At 26.7% G+C, this 20,566-nt stretch carries 18 protein-coding genes; 3 read left to right on the top strand and 15 right to left on the bottom strand.

Annotated features, from left to right (window positions below):
* Positions 1–174: 174 nt before the first annotated feature.
* From HMPREF0216_RS16070 to HMPREF0216_RS00410, 5 genes are all read right to left on the bottom strand, one after another.
* Positions 175–4,938, bottom strand: a complete 4,764-nt coding sequence (locus HMPREF0216_RS16070; protein ID WP_051040631.1) for a glycosyl hydrolase family 95 catalytic domain-containing protein — start codon at positions 4,936–4,938, stop codon at positions 175–177.
* A 316-nt stretch (positions 4,939–5,254) separates the two neighbouring features.
* Complete coding sequence (locus tag HMPREF0216_RS00425; RefSeq protein WP_005209782.1) at positions 5,255–8,425, bottom strand: DEAD/DEAH box helicase; 3,171 nt, start codon at positions 8,423–8,425, stop codon at positions 5,255–5,257.
* A gap of 24 nt (positions 8,426–8,449) precedes the next feature.
* Positions 8,450–8,644 (bottom strand): hypothetical protein, encoded by a 195-nt coding sequence (locus tag HMPREF0216_RS00420; protein WP_005209781.1) that lies wholly within the window; start codon positions 8,642–8,644, stop codon positions 8,450–8,452.
* A 145-nt stretch (positions 8,645–8,789) separates the two neighbouring features.
* A complete protein-coding gene (locus tag HMPREF0216_RS00415) occupies positions 8,790–9,197 on the bottom strand; it encodes a secondary thiamine-phosphate synthase enzyme YjbQ (protein WP_005209780.1) in 408 nt (135 codons plus the stop codon).
* A 50-nt stretch (positions 9,198–9,247) separates the two neighbouring features.
* Positions 9,248–9,676: a hypothetical protein gene (locus HMPREF0216_RS00410; protein ID WP_005209779.1), complete on the bottom strand. Its 429-nt coding sequence runs from the start codon at positions 9,674–9,676 to the stop codon at positions 9,248–9,250.
* A 295-nt stretch (positions 9,677–9,971) separates the two neighbouring features.
* On the opposite strand from HMPREF0216_RS00410, the gene HMPREF0216_RS00405 reads away from it, so the two are divergent.
* Entirely contained in the window at positions 9,972–11,705 is a 1,734-nt protein-coding gene (locus HMPREF0216_RS00405) for an ABC-F family ATP-binding cassette domain-containing protein (protein ID WP_005209778.1), read from the top strand.
* Positions 11,706–11,783: 78 nt separating this feature from the next.
* Here the strand turns inward: HMPREF0216_RS00405 and HMPREF0216_RS00400 are convergent, their stop codons facing one another.
* The 8 genes from HMPREF0216_RS00400 to HMPREF0216_RS00370 all read right to left on the bottom strand — a co-directional run bounded on the left by HMPREF0216_RS00400 (position 11,784) and on the right by HMPREF0216_RS00370 (position 17,402).
* Positions 11,784–12,698, bottom strand: coding sequence for a Ppx/GppA family phosphatase (locus tag HMPREF0216_RS00400; RefSeq protein WP_040418358.1), 915 nt, complete (start codon positions 12,696–12,698; stop codon positions 11,784–11,786).
* 47 nt (positions 12,699–12,745) lie between these two features.
* Positions 12,746–13,183 carry an N-acetyltransferase gene (locus tag HMPREF0216_RS00395; protein WP_005209776.1) on the bottom strand — a complete coding sequence of 146 codons (438 nt, stop codon included), beginning with the start codon at positions 13,181–13,183 and terminating at the stop codon, positions 12,746–12,748.
* A gap of 244 nt (positions 13,184–13,427) precedes the next feature.
* The gene (locus tag HMPREF0216_RS00390; protein WP_005209774.1) at positions 13,428–14,081 is read right to left on the bottom strand and encodes an SIMPL domain-containing protein; all 654 of its coding nucleotides are present in this window, start codon (positions 14,079–14,081) and stop codon (positions 13,428–13,430) included.
* A gap of 255 nt (positions 14,082–14,336) precedes the next feature.
* Positions 14,337–14,579 (bottom strand): hypothetical protein, encoded by a 243-nt coding sequence (locus HMPREF0216_RS00385; RefSeq protein WP_005209773.1) that lies wholly within the window; start codon positions 14,577–14,579, stop codon positions 14,337–14,339.
* A gap of 209 nt (positions 14,580–14,788) precedes the next feature.
* A complete protein-coding gene (locus HMPREF0216_RS18035) occupies positions 14,789–14,995 on the bottom strand; it encodes a DUF2798 domain-containing protein (protein WP_005209771.1) in 207 nt (68 codons plus the stop codon).
* 26 nt (positions 14,996–15,021) lie between these two features.
* Entirely contained in the window at positions 15,022–15,288 is a 267-nt protein-coding gene (locus HMPREF0216_RS18030) for a hypothetical protein (protein WP_005209770.1), read from the bottom strand.
* A gap of 300 nt (positions 15,289–15,588) precedes the next feature.
* On the bottom strand, positions 15,589–16,560 hold the full coding sequence (locus tag HMPREF0216_RS00375) for a Gfo/Idh/MocA family protein (protein ID WP_005209768.1): 972 nt from the start codon (positions 16,558–16,560) through the stop codon (positions 15,589–15,591).
* A gap of 86 nt (positions 16,561–16,646) precedes the next feature.
* Entirely contained in the window at positions 16,647–17,402 is a 756-nt protein-coding gene (locus HMPREF0216_RS00370) for an AIM24 family protein (RefSeq protein ID WP_040418346.1), read from the bottom strand.
* Between the two features lie 170 nt (positions 17,403–17,572).
* On the opposite strand from HMPREF0216_RS00370, the gene HMPREF0216_RS00365 reads away from it, so the two are divergent.
* The gene (locus tag HMPREF0216_RS00365) at positions 17,573–17,752 is read left to right on the top strand and encodes a hypothetical protein (RefSeq protein WP_005209763.1); all 180 of its coding nucleotides are present in this window, start codon (positions 17,573–17,575) and stop codon (positions 17,750–17,752) included.
* Between the two features lie 357 nt (positions 17,753–18,109).
* Here the strand turns inward: HMPREF0216_RS00365 and HMPREF0216_RS00360 are convergent, their stop codons facing one another.
* Complete coding sequence (locus HMPREF0216_RS00360; RefSeq protein WP_005209762.1) at positions 18,110–18,766, bottom strand: FMN-dependent NADH-azoreductase; 657 nt, start codon at positions 18,764–18,766, stop codon at positions 18,110–18,112.
* Positions 18,767–18,877: 111 nt separating this feature from the next.
* Here HMPREF0216_RS00360 and HMPREF0216_RS00355 point away from each other — a divergent pair, with 111 nt between their 5' ends.
* Positions 18,878–19,525 (top strand): guanylate kinase, encoded by a 648-nt coding sequence (locus HMPREF0216_RS00355; RefSeq protein ID WP_005209761.1) that lies wholly within the window; start codon positions 18,878–18,880, stop codon positions 19,523–19,525.
* A gap of 169 nt (positions 19,526–19,694) precedes the next feature.
* Here HMPREF0216_RS00355 and HMPREF0216_RS00350 read toward each other — a convergent pair whose 3' ends face one another.
* Positions 19,695–20,324 carry a histidine phosphatase family protein gene (locus HMPREF0216_RS00350; RefSeq protein ID WP_005209760.1) on the bottom strand — a complete coding sequence of 210 codons (630 nt, stop codon included), beginning with the start codon at positions 20,322–20,324 and terminating at the stop codon, positions 19,695–19,697.
* Positions 20,325–20,566 lie beyond the last annotated feature (242 nt).

The raw sequence follows: 20,566 nt of genomic DNA, 5'->3' as shown, positions 1-20,566 counted from the left end.
ATAATACCCCTAATTATTTATAATATAGATTATTCTCTTATTTAAATTTATTCAGAGTATAAAAAAATATTAATTATTATTATTAACTTTGGTTAAAATTATAAAATTAAATAATATACAAAAAAGCTGATAGAATTAACTATCAGCTTTTGATTTTATCTTTGATTCATAAATTTAATTACCTAATATTTTATCTGTTAATAATTTCATATCTTCAGTGTTTATTTCATTATCTACATTTAAATCATACACTTTTAAAGATTGCCATTCTTCACTATTGTTTACATTATTTTTACCATAATGTTTTGATAAAATAGCTAAATCACCAATATTTACTTTCCCATCATTATTCAAATCATAATTAGGCTCAGTAGAAATATCTTCTTTAACCTTAGTAACTAGTATATCTTTTATTTCAATATAACTATTAGTTGCTTCTTCCCTCTTTCCCTCATGACTTATCTCTAAAGTATATGTTGCTAAGTCTAGGTCTTGCCAGTTGATTAATTGAGCATTCCAATCCCGCCCTGTTTCATAGCAATCTATAATTTCTTCCTTTTGAACTAAACCATCCTTTTTAAGTGTAAGTTTCATTATTCCATGATCACTATTTTTTACCCCATATAGCTTAATCCCTACTCCTGTAAACTCATATACTAATTTACTCCCCTTTGTTGTTGAGTAATAATTTCCTGAATTAGTTTCACTTGCAGGAACAACACGCCAGCTACCACTTTCTATTACACCATCACTTAATTGTATTGATTCTGTATAATATTTTTCCTCTAACAATTTTATAGCCTCATTTAAATTTTTAATCATTTCATTAATTTCAGGTTGTTTTGCATCATTATTTTCAGCTAATTCTTTTGCTTTCATTAAAACTGCATTTAATCTTTTTATACTCTCATCAGTGTATCTTCCTGAATCAATTGCTTTACTTGCCTGCTCAATAGCTAAAAGTAATTCTGTTTTGTCACCCTCTCCAAATCCTAAACGACTTAAATATTTCTTTAAGAACACAGTTCTCGAATCCATAACTGATTGTTTAGCATCAGTTACTCCCTTAGCATTTTCTAAAGAATAATCAAAGGCTTTTCTTAATATTTCTTCTGCATTTACGTATAATGGATCATTTTTATCTATACTACTTGCTTCTTCAATAACTTTATTTAATTCTTCTGAATCTCCCTTTTCATTAATTTCTTCCGCTAAGAAATTATAAGCATCTATACTATAATAAGATGGATTACTGCAATTTTTCATTGAAATAATAATAGAACTTGTAGAAACGGGATTAAAGTTTACTAATTTAATTGCACGATCTCCCCCGTTCCCTTGACTTTGATCTCCTAGCTTATCTCCTTCAGCTACTGTTACATACTCATCATTTACTAAAACCTTTATCTCATAAGTATCTGTCCAATTTCTATAAGATACAAACTGCTCAAATTTTAATGCACTTATAGTTTCAATATCTTCAAAAGTAAGCGTTATATCTACACTATTTGTATTATCATTAGTAGCCCAACGTGTATATTTATCTGAATCTATTGCTTTATCTGGTGAATAATTATTGTTATTATTATAATAATTATCACTATGAGCTGATTTAAAACTTATCTTTTCATTTACATACTTTTCAGAAAAAATCTCACTTACTTTTTGTTCTCCTTTGAATAATGCAGCTTTAATAATATTATCATTGTCTTTATTTAAGTTTATCGGATTTTCATATATGGTGGATGTTTTTATTGGGTCAGTACCATCAAGCGTATATCTTATAGTATAATTATTATCTTCGCTTGTAGATAAACTCAGATTTGCATCATTTATATCTACTTCACCAGAATCTTTACTAAATATAACTACATTGTTTTTCAATATAGAATTAAATTTGCTTAACATTGCCTCAGCTTTACTTTTATCCATTAGATATATATCAATATTAGAATCATTTTTTAACATCCTATTCTTTATTTCATAAATATCTATATAACTTTGATCTATTTGATTCTGAGTTAATTCATTATCCTTTGTAATCATATATACTTTTTCATCACAATCAATAACTTTTGGATATGCTGAATTAATAATATTAGCTTTTTGTATACAATCACTTAATAATTTTACATTATCATCATCTGCCCCAAGCTTTACATCTTCTGATAACATAATTAATTCTTCCTTTAAGTTAATTAAATCTTTATGAATATTATTAATTAACTCTTGTGCAATTTCTATAATTCTTTCAACATTTACATTAGAAAAATCTATTTTATATGTTGCACCCTTCTTCATAGAAAATGTTATTCTATCGTTATTATCATCTTTTTCAACATCTATTATCTTTCCATTTTCATATACTTTTGCATTCTTTATATCTTTATATTCTCCAGTAAATTCAGCTAATTTTTCATCACCATTATACTGAACAGTAAATTCTGTTGCTAATCCATTTTGCCATTTTTCAGACACTACAAAATTTCCTCTTGCTACTAAACCCTTAACCTCTCCATCACTCCATTCATCAGGAATTGTTGGAAGGAACTGAACATAACCTAATTGACTTTGAAGAAGCATCTCTGCAATACCTGATGTATATCCAAAGTTTCCTTCAATTTGAAAACCTGGACTTTGTTCATGATCTGTTCCAAATCCATGTGAATCAAATAAATTATCCATAATACCAGCATAGTTTGTTGAAAGCATTGATTGAACTACTTTATAAGTATTTTCTGAATCTAAAGTTCTTGCCCATAAATTAAGCTTATGGCCTTTAGACCACCCTGTAGCTTTAAAGCCTCTTTCTAATAAAGACACCTTTGCAGCTTCAATTTCTTCTGTATTATCTTTATTAATTAAAGTTCCTGGAAATAGTCCTACCAAATGTGAAATATGTCTATGTGACTCTCCACCATAATCTCTATTAAAAGATGGTATATTAGTTGTCACTCCATTATTTAAATATTTCCCTGCAGTTGTCTCTTGATACCATTCTTTTATCTGTCCACCTTCCCCAATAATAACAGGGTCTAATTTAGATTGCATTTCTGTCCATATTTTTATTTCATCAGAATCTTTTTCTAATATATTTGCGGCTTTTATTGCTTTCTCAAAAATTTCCCATACCAATGATTGATCATAAGTTGTTCCTACAGTCATTGGTCCCTGTTCTGCAGATGTAGATGGGGCAACTACTAATCTTTGTTCTTCAGTTGAACCTATTTTTTGAACTTTACTTTCAATTAATGAGTTAGTCCACATATTAGCAACTTCTTTTACCATAGGATAAATAGTTGACTCTAGATACTCCTTATCCTTTGTAAATTCATAATAATCAAATGCATTTTGCAATGCCCAAGTTGCCCCATTAGGATTCCATCCATAATATTCTTCACCATTAGGACATGTTTTTCCAAAGGGATTATTTGCTGTATGGATCATAAATCCATTTCCTTCTCCAATTGGAGTAGTCTCAAAGTCATCAGTTTTAGCACCTATACTCATTTCTGCTGATTTTCTGCCTGGTATAACTAAACTACTCATATAGTCTGCAAAAACTTTACCACATTCAGCTAAATTTGTAGAAAATGCTGGCCAATAATTCATTTGAACGTTTACATTAAAATGATAATCTCCTGACCATAAAGGTGAGCCAATACTCCATAAACCAGCCAAATTACTTGGTAATGAGCCTTCCCTTGAAGACGCAATAGTTAAATATCTTCCATATTGAAAAACTAAAGCCTCTAAAGCTTTGCTATATATTCCATTACGATAATTTTCAATTAACTCATCTGTTGGAACATTAGGTGCAATTTCATTTAAATCTAATGATACTCTATCAAAAAGCTCTTTATAATCACTTACATGGTTTTCTAATAATGTATTGTAACCTTTTTTAGCTGCATCATTAATTACCTTATTTACCCTATTAGTTACTTCTTCACTTGTTTCCCCTGTACGATATCCAGGATATATATTTTTATAGTCAGTTCCTGTAGAAAAAATTAATACTACCTCATCAGCATTTCTTACTTTAATAGTACTATTTCCATTTGGTTCTACAGTACTTTCTTTACCATCTACAATTACCTTTAATGAAGCACTATATTTCATTTTATTTCCATTTAATGTTCCTATTAACTTAATAGTAGTATTGTTATCATCAATAGAGGTAGTTGCATCATTTGAACTTAATGCTGAAGATTTCTTAAGTTCAACATCAAAATCTAATTTTCCATCTCCATCTTTAGATAATCTTGTTACTAACACATTGTCAGGATAACTTACAAAGTGCTCTCTTAAATAAGTCGTTTCATTATAATCATATATTACCTCTGAAATAGCATTTTTTATATCCAAACTTCTTTCATAATTATCAACATTTTTTGAATTACTCCCCATTTCGCTAAAATCAAGATATATATCACCAAAATCCTGCCACGAACCTAAATTAGGCCGATTGGAAAATAATGTACTAGATACTCCTGTATTTCCTGTTGGTACTAAAGGGTCATTTGAATCAAACTTACTTATAAGATTGTTATATCCCTCTTCATTAAATTCAAACAATCTATTTCCACCTTGATATTGTGTACCATCATTCATCGTTCCATCTGGATTATCTGGCCCCCCTGTCCACAATGTTTTATCATTAAAGTGGATTCTTTCCTTTTCCACTCCTCCAAAAACACTACTTCCCAAATTTCCATTTCCTAAAGGTAATAACTTACTTTCTAACATTCTATTATCCCCTGAAATTGGTGCCGGTTCATCATACCATAAAGTTAAATCCTTATCAGTATTACCTTTACCTTCTTGAATGTTCTCTTTTGTTACTGTCGCAAATACTGACATTTCAAATATCATACAAGAACACAGCATCGCACAGCATATTGTCTTTAATATCTTTTTATTCTTTCCCCTTAACATTTAACTCTCCCCCTAAAATAGCTATATTTTTTACTAATATCCTCCTTAATTTATTATTTTCTAAAATAATAAAAAATCTAAATTTTTAATTATTTTAGATTAAGCACTTCCCCTTTTATAATAATAGTTGCAAGTATTATACATATATTAACATAACTTTCTTTTATTGTAAATGTTTGCATTAGTCGTGTATTCATTATCTTACTGTGAAAAACTCTAATGATTTTACAATAAAAAAAGATTACAGAAAAAACCAAAAGGTGTGGCTCCTCTTGAATATAGGCGCCACACCTTAGTATCATAATTTTCTTATACCTTATATTATAATACTTTTATTTGCTTTATTAATCATACTTGCTGGAATCTCTTCTTGAAGTTTCCATACAAAACTAATTGGCTTATTACCACTATGACTTCTATATTCACATGTACCAAGATAAGTGAATGGAGATGTAAGTCCATCTCTAGCTTTATGCTTCCTAACAAAAAGAGCTATTTTATTGCCATTCTTTAAATGATTAATATATCTTTGTCCTGTTGCACTTTGTATTGAAGTTTTACTTTGAGTTTGCCAATGAAATAACCTTTCATTTATTGCATAATCTTCATATAATGTTGATGGTGAAAAATCTTTATCACTTTTATTTAAAGTAATAAAGAATATGTCTGTTTTCTTATCTTCAAAATACTTAACACCTTCCCTAAAAGCTGGTTTCTTTTCTTCATTATAATAACCAAAAGCAGACATAATAACATCTGTTGAGTAATCACAATGTAAGTCTAAAGGACAATCATATCCTAAATCTACCTTTTTATCTATAAAGTCAAGATGCTTATAATTATAATCTAATATATCACAAACCTCATTCATCATAACCTTATTATTAAGAAGTTTATTAATTCCTTCTTTTAATGATTTTAAACCTATCTTTTGCGGTGCATCATTATAGAAAATATAATACATCATATTTAACATTAAGCCTTCTTCATTACTAAAGTGGACATTAGAAATATCATCATAACTTCTTATTAAACTAACTACAAATTCTATAAATCTTCTTGAATTAATAAAAAATAAATTACATAGCTTCTTTGTAATTATATCTTCATTTTCATCATTAAAATCAGTTCTTTGCTCTGCCATTACACACATTTTAGCAAAGCTTCTATCTTTACTTTTTCCATAAAAGTCTACTAAAGATAAATTATGATAATTCAAGAAGTTTTCTAAAGTTAATTCAAGTTCTGTATCACCTTTAAAAGTTCTAAGCTTATTTAATAAATTACTCTTTGTGTTTGCTGCAGATTTTATATTTCTTAAAATATATTCTTTAGCTTCTTTTTCTAATTGAATATAACATCCCTTTGGTAAACTTAAAAATCCATTTTCAATACAATTCTTTACTGAATTGTTAGTTTTACCTATTAATGCTCTAAACTTTTCTTCAAAGTTATAATTTACATGAGCTTGCCCTACATAATCAAGAACTGTTAAACATTCTTTTCCTTCGCTAAGTCTTAATCCCCTTCCGAGTTGTTGCAGAAATACTGTTAAACTTTCAGTAGGGCTTAAGAATAAAATAGTATTGACCTCTGGAATATCCATCCCTTCATTATATATATCCACAACAAAAATAAACTTTAATTCTCCATTAACTAACTTTTCCTTTGCACTATTTCTATCGTCCTTTTTACTTTCATCAGTTAATGCTAAAGATTCAATTCCAGCTTCATTAAACCTTTGTGCCATAAATTTAGCATGTTCTTTACTTACACAAAACCCTAAACCTACTACTTCATTTATATCTGTAATATACTTATTTAAACTTGTTAATATATTATTTACTCTTATATCATTTCCTGTATAAACTTTATCTAATTCACTTATATTATAGCCTTTTCTTAGCCACTTAAGCTTTGATAAATCTACCGAATCAGATACTGCAAAATATTGAAATGGACTTAATAGTTTTCTATCAATAGCTTCTGGTAATCTTATCTCCCCCGATATTCTATCTTCAAAATATTTAAATATATCTTTATTATCATTTCTTTCAGGAGTTGCAGTTAACCCAAGTAATACCTTTGGTTTATAATAACTTAATAATCTTTGATATGATGGCGCTGCCGCATGATGAAATTCATCTACAATAATAAAATCATAATAATTCTCTGATGTTATTTCACATAAATCCCTACTATTTAAACTTTGAATAGATACAAATAAATACTCTAAGCTTTCAGGAGTTCTTCCTCCTACCATCAATTCACCAAAATTATTATTTTTTAATATTGCCCTAAAAGTATCTCTTGCTTGTTTTAATATTTCTTCACGATTAACTACAAACAATATCCTATTAGCCTTGCCCCTATTTTCTTTACAAAAATCTTTATAATCAAAAGCAGAAATTACTGTTTTACCAACACCTGTTGCTGCAATTACTAAGTTTTTATTTTTATTAAATATTTTTCTTTCAACTTTAAGCTTTTCTAATATTTCTTTTTGATAAGCATATGGTCTTATATCAAAGCTGAAATTTAATTCATTATCACTATCTTTTTGCTCTTTTCTTAAAGATACTTGTAATCTTTTTTTATCTTCTTCTGTTCCATTATAAGAAACAAACTCTAAATCATTCCAGTAGCTTTCAAATGTAGCTTCAAACTTCTTTATAATATCAAAAGAATCTTGCTCCGTAATCTTTAAATTCCATTCTAATCCTGAAGTTAATGCAACATTAGAAAGATTTGATGAACCTATGTATGCAGTTGTAAAGCCCGTATCTCTTTTAAACATATAAGCCTTTGCATGAAGTCTTGTTCTTTCTGTGTCATAAGAAATCTTTATTTCTGTATTAGGTAACTTACTTAATTCTTCAACAGCTTTAATATCTGTAGCTCCCATATATGAAGTTGTAATTATTCTAAGTTTTTTGTTATTACTTTGCGTTGCTTCTCTTAAACTTTCAATAATACATCTAATTCCACTCCATTTTACAAAAGAAACTAATAAATCTATAGAATCACATGATAATATTTCTTTATTAAGCTCCCCTAACATATTCGGCTCTTGCCCTGAACCTGTGAATAATGAACTTTGCGATAATGGAGTTACTGGCCTTATTGCCTGTTTTTTAGTTAGTGCTCTTTTATTATTTACCTTAGAATATAAAGCATTTAACATTTCTCCATTTTTATCTATTTCATATTTTTTAATATCCTCTTCATTTGACACTTCACTTAATATGTTAATTATGTTATTACAAGCTTCTATTTGTTTTATAAGTTTTTCACTATCTTCTTTTTCTTTATCTCTTATATAGTTTAGTGATTTTCTTATCACTCTTGATATATATTGTGAAAGAATTACTTTTGCCTCTTCTTTATCTATTTTATCTTTATCTATAATAAAATTTTCTTGTTCTAATTTGTTTAGTTGTTCTAGTATTTCTTTGTTTATTACTTGCTCATATATTCCCTCTTTCAATATTACTCCCCCATTATAATTTCTTTACTTATTAATTTTATCATATTTAGGTATAATGCTTATATTAGAGTATAATATAATACTCTCTTTTAAAAACTCATTTTCAATAGCATTTATATATTTAAATGTATCTTCTGAAAGTACCTCTTCCCTAGTCGCTCTATAAGGATCTAATGATATAAGTTCTACTTCAATTATCTTTTTTGATAAGTCCTTCATTTATAAATTGCACCACCTTATTGTTATACTTATGAAACTCTATTTTTCTTCTATGATATTACATATGCAATTCTGAGAATTTTTTTAATTTATCCCCTATCAGCTTCAAAGAAATTCTAGGTACAAATACACTCTCTTCAATTAACTAACCTTCCATTATTTTAACATAAAATGTTCTATTTCTAGGTCCATCAAACTCACAAAAGTATACATCTTGCCAGCGTCCTAAAATCAATCTTCCTTCATTTATAATTAGTGTTTGAGATGCACCTATAGTTGAAGATTTCATATGTGCATGTGAATTACCTTCAAAGTGTTTATAATTTTTATCATTTGTTGGATATACCTTTTCAAAGCCATAAATTAAATCCCTAACAACATCAGGGTCAGCATTTTCATTTATAGTAATTCCAGCTGTTGTATGCGGACAATATATAATTGCTATTCCCTCTTCAACACCACTATTTTTAATATCTTCTTCAATAATACTTGTAATATCAATCATTGTTTGTCTGTTATCAATTTTCAAAGAATGTTTATATAACTTATTCATATCATACCTCAATTAATAATAATATTTTTGTCTCTATTATAAGTTAAATCTTAACCTATATCCCATATTATCTGTCTTTGAAATCTAGCTAAATACTTAATACATGCTAATTCAAATTTTAATTTTCCTCCATAAACTTCATGATAAATAAATGTTCCATTATAAGTGTCTTCATCTTCCCATCTAAGTTCTTCTATTCTTATACTATGAAATATCTCATTTAGTCTATTCTCATATTTAACATTAAAACACTTTTCAAAATCAGTCTTATTTTCAAAGTATAGCTCTGTTACTAAGTAATCTTCCTTTACCATAATATTTAGTAATTTCATTAATGGTTCTAAATCAGTAATATTATCATTTTTTCTTATTCTGATTTCATAATCCTCATTCTTTAATTCCACCTTACCTTCTGAAATCATATTTTTTATATCCTTCATTAATTTTAATAAATTAATTTCCTCTATTTTTTGTAACATAATTATCTCCTTATCTTATTATTAATAAGATAATATTTCCCTAGCTTAATAATATTATTCTAGAAAGTAAATTATATTCAACTCACTAGGCCATCCATAATTCTAAATTTACTATGACAATTTTTGTTACTTATATGAAATCATTGAACTTAGCTCAAAAAAGTGTTAATCTATCAATATTAAACTAAAAAATATCTTTATCAAGTGTAAAATTTTCATTGATAAAATAATAATATTAAAGAGCTTATTTTTATTAAATATAGGCTCTTTTTTAGCGATAAAGAGAGGTACTACTATGCTAAAAATTGAAAACTTATCCTACTCCTTTCCACAAAAAAATCTATATAATAATATTTCCTTTACATTAGAAGAAGGTCAACACTGTGCCTTTATAGGAACAAATGGTAGTGGAAAAAGTACGCTTATAGATATAATTATGGATCCAGAAAAATATATGTTTGATGGATCATTAGAAATGGAGCCAAATTGTAGAATTGGATATGTGCGTCAATTCCAAGAGCTAGATAAAACAAAAAATATTACAGTTTTTGAATATCTTGCAGAAGACTTTATTAAACTACAAAATGAAATAACATCTATATGTGCTGAAATGGAGACATCATCAGATATAGATACTTTACTTGAAAAATATCAACAAGCTCTAGATGCATTTGAAGCAATTAATGGTGATGATTTTGAAAATATTATTGATAGAAAATTAAATCTTATAGAATTAATTAAATATAAAGATTTATTAATATCTGAGCTTAGTGGTGGAGAATTCAAGCTTATTCAAGTAATTAAATCAATGCTAACTAGTCCTGACTTACTTATTATGGATGAACCAGACGTATTTTTAGATTTTAAAAATCTTAATTCTCTTAAGGATCTAATCAATTCACACAAAGGAACAACATTAATTATTACCCATAATAGATACTTATTAAATCATTGTTTCAATAAAATTATTCATCTTGAAAACATGGAAATACAGGAGTTTGATGGTAGCTATATTGATTATAATTTCTCATTACTTCAAACTAAAATTGAATTGCAAGAATTAGCAACTGCTGATACTGAAGAAATTGAGAGAAATGAAATCTTAATAGATAAATTAAGAGAACTAGCAACAGAGAATGCTGAACAATTTAGAGGAAAAACTTTAAGGGCTAGAGTTAAATTCCAAGAAAGATTAGAAAAACGTAGGATTAAAGCTCCATTTGTAGATATTAAAGAACCTAATATTATTTTCGTTACAACTAATGAAGTAGAAGAAAAAACAGCTTTAAAAGTTAATGACTATAGTGTTGCTTTTGATGAAGTGCTTTTAGAAAATGTTAGCTTTCATATTAAATCAACTGATAAAGTAGCTATTGTTGGTTCAAATGGTACAGGTAAATCTACACTTTTCCAAGAAATCTTTAAAAATAATAATTCTTCTATTGAAATAGATAAAGATATTAATATAGGTTATTTATCTCAGCTTCAAGGTCAAACATTAAATTATTCTAATACAATACTTGAAGAGTTCTTTGATCTTGGTTTTAAAACTCGTGATGATATTAAAGAATATCTGGAAGGTTATAATTTTAATGAAGAATTACTTAATCAAAAGATAGGAACTTTATCTGGTGGAGAAAAAAATCTGCTTCAGCTAGCTAAAATTGGTGAAATTAGAACTGACCTTCTACTTCTTGATGAACCTACAAGTCACTTAGATACATATTCACAAATAGCATTAGAAAAAGCTATTAAAAACTATAAAGGCGCTATTTTAATGGTTTCTCATGATTACTATACTATAACAAACTGTATAGATTATGTTTTAATCATTGAAGATAAAAAAATTAGAAAAATTAGTATTAAAGAATTTAAAGAGATGATTTATGCTAATCATTTTAACAAGGACTATTTAGAAATTGAACAAAAGAAAAAATTAGTTGAAACAAAAATAGAACTAGCTTTAAGAGATAATAATTTTATTCTTGCAAAATCTTTATCTGAAGAGTTGGAAGAGATATTAAGTTAATCTAATACTAATTGAATAATTAATAATTTGTATGCAAATATAATGATAAAAAATGGGGAAACTAACGGTTTCCCTATTTTATATTTTATTTTTTAAATTTTCATAAATTATACCTTCTCTAAGTCCCACAGCACTTATAATAAGCTTTTCCGAATTTAAATATTGAAGTATTGATAAAATAGCCCCAACTGGTGCTGCAAATATCTCAGCTCTCTTTTTTGATAACCCTTTAACTTTACTTCTTTCATTTATAGGTAATTTTAAAAAATCATTATATATTTTAGAGATTTCATCTATTGTCATACTATAATTGTGAAGTAATTCTTTAGGATAATCTTTATCTTCCTTATATACTCTGGCTATATGTTTTGCAATACCACCAATTCCAATTACATTCATTTTATCATTTTTTATTAACCATGATATTTCATTAATAGTATCATAAATAAATGTATTAAGCTTAATCCTTTCATCTTCAGTTTCAATATTATTAAATCTTTTAGTAAGAGGAATACATCCTAATGGTAAACTTATAGTTTCTTTTAATTCTCCATTTTTCATAAGCGTAATCTCCATACTTGAGCCACCTAAATCCAATAAAATAGCGTCCTTTTCTCTCATTGAATTTTTAATTGCTAAATATCCATATCTAGCTTCCTCTTCTCCTGATAAAATATTTATTTTTAATCCTAAATCTACTTGAACTTTATTACAAATATCATCTCTATTTATAGACCTTCTAATAGCTTCTGTTGCAACAACACAAATATCTGTAACTTCATATCTTTTACATATAAATTTAAACTCTTTTAGTACATTAATAAGTGTATCTATTCCCTGATCAGCTAAATAATTATCTTCTGTTAAATAACTTCCTAATCTAATTGTTCTTTTTTCTTCATTAATTACTTTAAATGTTGAGTCTTCTTGTATTTTATAAATTATTAATCTTACAGAGTTTGATCCAATATCTATTACTGCTCTTCTTTCCACCTTACTCACCTATTACTTCATTTTCAATTTAATATTTTATCAATACCTTAATTTATATCTACTGCCTTTTCCATTATATATTCATTATGTCCTGAGTCTTCATTTACTTGTTCTTTTATTATTTTAAATCCTCTATTAATATAAAATTCCACTGATTTTTTATTTTCCTTATATACTGCTAAATTTAACTTTTTATATCTATCCATTACATAATCTATTAACTTTTTACCAATACCACTACCTTGATAATCTATATCCACAAATAATGCGCCTATAAATTCATTATTTATTATACTTATAAAACCTTTTATATCCTCTTCATCTTCATATACAACTGTTTCAGCCATAGGTATGTATATATTTCTTACATCATTATAGTTGTCTTCCCAATATTCTTTAGATATAAAATCATGAGCTTTTATAGTACTTCTTAACCAAATTCCCATTATTCTATCTATATCTTTACTTTTTATATTTCTTATCATATCAACTTATGTCTCCCTAATATCTTATATGTTTATATCTTATCATTTTTTATTAATTAATTTCTCTTTATTAAATTTTTATGTTTTATTAAAAAATTTTAGTCATCTTAAGTGAATTTTTAATAATGAATTTCAAATAGTACTTTTAAAATACTATTTATTAGTAGTAAAATTTTCACCTTCTAGTATATATTAAAAAAATACACACCTTTTATTAGATGTATATTTTCTATATTTCTATTATTTATTTTATTTCCCAAACAAATGTTGCAGTATCACTTAGTTCTATATCATCTGGTTCAATATTAGGTGCATATGCTTCTTCCATAACAAGGCTTTTATTCTCCATTTCATATGTTGTTTTAGAATAAATACCTACTTCACTCCAGTTATAATTTATAGTTACTAATTTACCAAGATTCACTTTAGATGCCTTAGCTAAAACTTCTGCCTTTCTTCTTGCATTTTCTGTTGCGTTAATAAGAAGTTCTTCATTTACTTTATCTTTATCTTTCACAGAAAATCTTATATTTAATCTAGGTTCCACTTCTGACTTTGTAATTGCTGTAAGTACCTTTGATAATACTTGCATATCCAAATCAAATTGAAGCTTTAAACCTTGCTCACAAATATAACCATCAAATTTGTTTTTGTAATTCTTATTTTCATCATAATAACTCTTATAACTTGTTCTAATATTAAAGCTTGTTGTTTTTAATTCTTTCTTATTAAATCCAGCTTCTTCTATAGCTTTTTCTAATTTACTTACTGAATCTGTAGCTAACTTCATAGTTTCTTCATAATCATATTTATGTGATACTAACTCCATATTTATAATTATTAAATCTGGCTTAACATTTACATTACCAATTCCCTTAACTGTAATTAACCTCTCCACTTATACTTACCCCTTTATTTAATAAATTACTTTAACTACCTATATTTTATCATATTATAAATAATAATTACTTCTTAATTTATCTTTCATGTTAATTTGCCATCCAATTTTTTATTCTTTTGCTTTTTATATAAAAAAGTAAAAGTTGATAACTTCAATTATCAACTTTTACTATAATATAATCTTATTAATATTTATTTAGCTGTAACTCTGATGTAAAATAATCTAAATATAATATAATTAGTACTTCAATAGCTATTCTTCTAAATATTTTCCAATTGGTGACTGATTATACTGTTTCTTAATCTCTATTATAACAGATCCATCCTCTTGCTCTGTTTCAGATAGAATTCTATACTTCATTTTAGATTTTTCAAGACTTTTTTTATACTTATCTACTTCGTCTTTAATCATTTTCACTGCATACTCATGATCTAAATCCTCCTTTAATTGAAAATGTAATGTCTGTATAATACAGGCAGCCTTTACTCTTTTCATTTCTGAATTCCTCCTTAAATTATTAATTTATATTAATGCTACTATGCATCAATATGAAAAAAAGGACTTGTTAAACTCAGTGAATTAGAGCGAAACAAATCCTTTTCGTTTACCCAGTAATTACTAGATCTTCCTATATATATATTATATCAATTTCAAATTTTTTTCGTAAGTTTTTTCTTAACAAAAAAATAATTTTTAATTATTTTTTATCCTTGAGAAAGTTCAACTCTCTTCTCTTGTGATTCATGTAATTTTAACATTACAAATCTAGCAATAGGTTGTGCTATAAAAATTTCTACAGCAAATGCAATTGCAAAGTTTCTTGGCCATTTATAAAAAAACTTATAAATAGGCTCCATAGTTATTTTTCCTATACCAATCCATGTTCCAATTACAGTTAATAAAATTGACATTAAAAATACTGTCCATAATGTATTTACTATAATATGTGCATTAAACTATCTTCTTCTTTTATTATTTTTCTTGTTAACCATTCTGCTGGCTTATGAGTAAGTAAAACAATTATAATAACACTAATCCATATAAAGGGCACACTTTTCATAGCTTGTTCCCACACTGTCATATTAAATCCAACTTCAAAACATGTTATTAATGGTGCAATTATACATACAGATATAACTGAAATTATACCTATAAAAACTGCCATCTCTTTCTTATTTCTTGGTAACTTCATATAAAATTCCATTTCTATTTTCTCTCCCTAATTGAACTTACTCCTATGAATTAACGTCAGTAGTAAGTTTTATTTTTATTTAACAAAAAAATAAGCGTGGAACCAAACACTTGATTCCACGCTGAACAATTATACGCGCATAAATTTCTTTTTTTATTATATATAAAATCTATATTTATTTCAAGAATAATTTTATTACATTTATAACAATAATAACCGTACTTTCACATTAGAATTTATATACTGTCTATACTTTTACCCATATTTAGTTGCAAATTTTAAACTAAATATTATATTAAAAAAATTCATATATTATTCAAAAGGATATACTAATGCTATTTGTTCTCTAATTTCATCCATTATTGCTGCTAAATCTAAAGTTAAATTATGTGATGCTACATTGCTTTCTAGCTTCTTATCACTTATACAGCTATTAGCCTCTATAATCTCATACTTATAACCTGCTTCATTATATTCATCTTTAAACTTTTCTTCATTATTCTCACTATATAAATAAGCTTCCTTTGCCATCCAAAAAGTAGGTATAACTATCTTTCCTTTTTCTCCATAAATAACTGCTGTATTATCAGTTTCAGTTGAAATAGAACATGTTAATGATGCTACTTCTCCATCAGTATATTTAAAACTAATAGCATCAGTTTCATCAACATTAGTTCTAGTCATTGTTGCATTAGCTTTTATTTCAATTGGTTTATCTCCAATTATATAATTAGAAAATAATATTGGGTATATTCCAACATCCAATAATGCTCCTCCAGCTAAATTTGGATTATATAACCTCGAGTTAATATCTTCTTCACTCTTGAAACCAAAATTTGCTGTTATTAATTTTACTTTTCCTATTTTATTTTCTTCAATCCATTTTTTAGCTTGCTTTATTGCTGGTAAAAATAAAGTCCATAATGCTTCCATTATAAATATATTATTTTCCTTTGCTAACTCTAATACTTCTTTACTAGTTTTATAATTATATGAAAATGGCTTCTCACACAATATATGCTTCTTTGCTCTAATACACTTTATAGCATACTCCATATGATAATTATGCGGAGTAGCTATATATACTGCATCTATATTATCATCATTTAAAAATTCATTTATATCACTATAATAGTTGTCTATATTATATTTCTCTGAAAATCTTTTAGCCTTATCTAAATTCCTTCCATATACTGCTACAAGTTTTCCATCTTGTGAATTATTTATTTCTTTAGCAAAAGCATTTGCAATAGTTCCTGGTGCTATTATCCCCCATTTAATCATAGTTTGTAATTATATTAGCTATGAAAGCTAATATATCTCCTTTCTTAAATTTAATATATTTATATATTTCATTTAACTCATATAGCTTATACTATAGGAGCCATAAGAATTTTTCCTGTTCCACGATATACATTTACAAACCCTTCTCCTGAAACAGCAGATCCCATTAAACTTTTACTTGATTTTTCAACTCTAAAATCTAAAGACTTAGACCATGCAATTGCATAATTACCATCAATTCTAACCTCATCATTTTGTAAATCAAATTCAATAAGTTCATCTCTTGGTACTGGACTTTCTAACACTGCAATCCCATTACCTTCAAGACATAAGTTAAATAAGCCCTCATTTCCAAGCATTGCAGAAGAAAGATTTGTTCTTGCAACTACTTTTTGTTTTATTTTAGATTCACATGCAAGAAAAAGACCATCATCAAGAACTAAGCCATTCCATTCTGAAACATCTTCAAGCAGTATATGTTTATATGTTGGCTCTAACATCAATAGTCCTTTACCCTCATACTTAGGCTTAATTGCTGATTCTTTTGTCACCTTTGAAGATATTGCTTTACCAAAAAAATCTCCAATTCCTTTAACATCTGCTACCATTTTCACAGCACCTGCAGTCCATTGCATTGCTCCTGCACTTATTGTGTATGCATCTCCATTTAATTCAATTAGCACTTGTCTCTTTCTTACATTCATTTCTGATGCAAAGTATGCATTTATTGCACTTTGAGTATCTACACTTAAATCTCTCTTATACTCAAGGACCTTGACTCCACCTTTACTTGCTATAACTTCAATGTTCTTATTATCATATAAATTTTTATATGTAATCATTATAATTCCTCCAATATACATTATTAAATTTCATAAACCAGACTAATTTTATAATAATATTATACTATATTTTTATTTATTAAATTTAATATTGATTATATTTATTGATTTATGTCTATAATGAATATATAATATTAATTAATAATAATTATTAACATCGGAGGTTTATTATGGATATTAAAGAAACTATTTTAAATGTTATGAGAGAATCTGGAAAGCCAATTAGTGCTGGTGAAGTTGAAAAATTATCAGGACTTGATCGTAAAGATATAGATAAAGCTTTTAAAGAACTTAAGAAGGATGAAGCTATTGTTTCACCAGTTCGTTGTAAATGGGAACCAGCTAAATAAAATTTATTTTTGCTACGTTTTTTAATGATTTTTTATATTGTTGTATCATATTAATTATGATATAATTTCTCGTTGTAAATAGTAAACTTTCAGATTAATTCTGTTTGTTTACTTGTGATTTTAAAACAGTTCCTTTCTGTTTTAAGTTTGTTTTCTGTTCGAAGCTGATGGATTTATTTCCATCAGCTTTTTCTTTGCCTCAGGAGTATTTTTGGGAAAGCTACCATAACCATATTTATAAGCCATTTAAACCTAAACACAAAAAAGAAAGCGCAAATATATCTGGATTTACGCTTTCTTGCTACTCGACTAAATTTAGTTTATATTATAAAAAATATTTGTCAAACAAATATTTTTTTATAAATCTATATCAACCATCATTGTATCAATTTTTTCTTCAGCTTTTTTTATAGCATTTTCTCTTTCCTCTTCAGTTGTACCTGTTCCATCTATTTTAAGCTCTTGAACATGCTTAATACCAATAGTCTTCATTATTTTAGCTATATAATTTTCTCCTTTATCCATTATCGGATCTAGCGCCCATGGTATATTACCACCTGAAGATTGTATATAAACTAAAGCTCTCTTTTTATCATCTAATAATCCCTTTGGTTTTTTACCTTTTTCAAAAGAAATAGTCTTATTAGCTTGAACTATACAATCTATGTATTCCTTTAATGGTGCAGGAAATGATAAACTCCACATTGGAGATGCTATAACATACATTTCTGCACTTATAAATTGGTCACATAACTCTCTTATTCTTCGTATTTCCTTTTGATCTTTTTCTGGTAATTTCTTCGCAGCTTCTTCACTAATTACACAATTTCTATCTTCAAAATATTGATATTCTAACCTTGGAATATGTTCCTTATATAAATCTACTTCCTCAACTTTAAAGTCATTATGCTTTTCTAAAAAGCTATTTATAAATTTTCTTGCTACAGTTTTAGAAGCTGATAATTCTTCCGGCTTTGAATTAACACTTATATATAATAATTTTCTCTCCATCATGCACCTCTTAGTCTTTATTTAATTTACTATTCATTAGTTATTGTTTCCTAAAAAAAACATGATATAATATACAAATCATATATTATAAAAATTTTAAAAAAGGTGTTTATTATGAATAAATTATTTATATTGGTTGGGCCATCTGCTGCAGGAAAAAGCTTAATTTCTAACTTTCTAGTTCATAAGGATATTACTATCTTAAATAATCTAATTAACCAAGTTGATGATTCTTCTAAATTAGCAATGTTAGAAAATTTAAATTTAGTTATTGACAATTTAAATAAATCTCCATTTAGAAAAATTATTACTTCTACTTCAAGAAATCCAAGAGAAAACGAAACCCATGGCACTGATTACTACTTCTATGATAGAGTTGATTTTGAATCAAAAATCAATAACGGAGATTTTTTAGAGTATGTTGAGAACTTCGGAAACTACTATGGAACTTGCTTAAACTCTATAAACTCATCTTTACTTAATGGTAACTCAATTATTGTTTTAGATGATAAAGGAGCCATTAAAATGAAAGAACTTTTAAATACTCAAGCAATTACCATTTATCTTGATGTTCCTGTAGATGTCATGGAAAAACGAATGAGTTTTAGAAATGATGATACTCTATCAATGATAACAAGAACAACTAATTTACATATTATGAGTTATAAAGATAAATCCGATTTTGTTATTAATGCTAATAATAGAATTGATTTTGTATTATTAGATTTAGTTGAGATTATAAAAAATACTATTTCCAAATAAACTTCTCTTTGGAAATAGTATTTTTATTCTACTTATTAATATTTTTAAGTTTTCATTTTTTTAATTTAACTACAAATTTAGTATCACTTCTTACTAGTTATATGAAGAATAAAATCTACATATTATTTATTACTTTAATTTTAATAATTTTCTATAACAATATCTGAATTTACCATCCTAACTTTTGTTCTTTTACTGTAAAATGGCTATTATCATTTTTATACTCTATATGAAAATTATTATTTTCATCTATATTTATTTTAGTTAAAGTTGCTTGTCCCATAACTTCATCATTTACTTCATCATCTTTGAAATAATACATCAAAGCCTTAAGAGTTATTCCATGAGCTACTATTAAAATAGTTTTACCCCTATTTTCTTCTATAATTCTATCCATAGTTTTTGATACTCTATCCCTAACTTCTGCTAAATTTTCTCCATTAGGTGCAGATAATATAGTATTACCTTTCATAATAAGACCTATATCCCAACTAGGATTTTCTTTCATAACTTCATCTGTTCTTCTTCCTTCATAATCACCAAAGCACATCTCCATAAGACCATCATCAGTTATTACTTCTATATTTTTATCACCCTTAATTATATTTGCAGTATTAAGTGCTCTTTCTATTGGACTTGAATATATAACATCTATATTCATTCCTTTAATTCTATCTCTCAGTTCTTTAGCTCTTTCTATTCCATCTTCTGTTAATGGTGAATTTCCTCTTCCTTGCAATCTTTTCTCTATATTCCATAAAGTTTGTCCATGTCTAGTTAAATATATTATTGTATTCATCAAAATCCCTCTCCAAGTCTCTATATTTTCAGTTGTTTTATCACTTAATTTATCTGTATTTTAATATTTATTATTGCATTTAAATACTACATCCCTAATACTTAAGTAATTTTAATATTATTTTAACATAAAACTTTATATTTATATGTCACATAAAATTTTTCTATCATTAATTTAAAATATAAATATATATATGACTATATTTTAATATTTTTGATATAATACAAAGAGTAAAAGAAGGA

Source organism: Clostridium celatum DSM 1785 (genome assembly GCF_000320405.1).
Lineage (GTDB): Bacteria > Bacillota > Clostridia > Clostridiales > Clostridiaceae > Clostridium > Clostridium celatum.
The sequence above is the reverse complement of the archived record's forward strand: the minus strand, read 5'-3'. Positions and strand labels throughout refer to the sequence as shown.